Annotated in this window: 3 protein-coding genes; all 3 read right to left on the minus strand. The window is 48.9% G+C overall.

Features of this window, described 5'->3' with window-relative positions; all coding sequences use genetic code 11:
- Nucleotides 1–310, minus strand: a 310-nt coding sequence (gene ruvX / locus GRP75_RS27995; protein WP_160791009.1) for a Holliday junction resolvase RuvX, incomplete at its 3' end; no start/stop codon positions are given.
- Nucleotides 311–319: 9 nt separating this feature from the next.
- Nucleotides 320–580, minus strand: a complete 261-nt coding sequence (locus GRP75_RS28000; protein ID WP_007431624.1) for an IreB family regulatory phosphoprotein — start codon at nucleotides 578–580, stop codon at nucleotides 320–322.
- A gap of 136 nt (nucleotides 581–716) precedes the next feature.
- A partial coding sequence (locus GRP75_RS28005) for a DHHA1 domain-containing protein (protein WP_160791010.1) occupies nucleotides 717–948 on the minus strand: 232 nt, incomplete at its 5' end.

Consider the following 948-nt stretch of genomic DNA (forward strand, 5'->3'; position numbering starts at 1 on the left):
TACGCTCCGCCGAACGCGTCGTCAGCCGTTCATCCCAAAGGTGAACGGGTAAACCCAGTAACTCCTTGAGTCGGTTCGCAAACTCGATGCAAATCTCACCGCGTGGACCCACGGTTCCGTTCATGTTTTTTGGCAAACCTACAACAACCTCGCCCACCTCATTGTCACGAACTAAATTTGCAATTTTACCGAACTCACTGTCGTCACCGCGTCGTTCTATGACTTCCAATCCTTGGGCGGTCCAGCCGAAGGCATCACTTACGGCGACCCCAATTCGGCGATCCCCGTAATCCAATCCCATTACTTTCATGCCTGTCTCCTAACGGTGCTTGGCGAGATAGAAACGAACCAACTCTTCAATCAACTCATCGCGCTCTTTTTTACGTACCAGGCTTCTGGCATTATTATGCCGTGGCACATAAGCCGGATCACCGGATAGCAAATAGCCGACGATTTGATTGATCGGATTGTATTCTTTTTCTACCAACGCATCATATACGGTCAACAAAATCTCCTGAGCAGAAGCTTCCTTCTCATCTGCCTTGACATTAAATTTGACCGTTTTGTCCATGGAATCCATTGTTGACACCTCGCTTCCACAAAACATGTGTACATGTTTATGCCAGCTTATTCTTTTACATCATACCATAAGCAAAGCCCTACAAGGAAATATCTAAGCCCGTTTTTTCCCAAAAATCCGCAAAAATTATCGAACTTTATCCTTGTGAGGCTGCCGACACCAGTTCATGCGCACGTTGAAGTGCTTCGTCCAGCTTGCTGGCATCCTTACCACCGGCTTGCGCCATGTCAGGTCGTCCGCCACCACCGCCACCGCATACGGCAGCAATTTCTTTCACGAGCTTGCCTGCATGAAGTCCAGCCTTGGTATGCTCTGCCGGAACTGCTACGACAAAATTAACTTTGTCGTCCATTGCAGCGCCGAGCACC

Origin of the sequence: Paenibacillus sp. OT2-17 (genome assembly GCF_009827695.1) — a bacterium.
Classification (GTDB): domain Bacteria; phylum Bacillota; class Bacilli; order Paenibacillales; family Paenibacillaceae; genus Paenibacillus; species Paenibacillus polymyxa_B.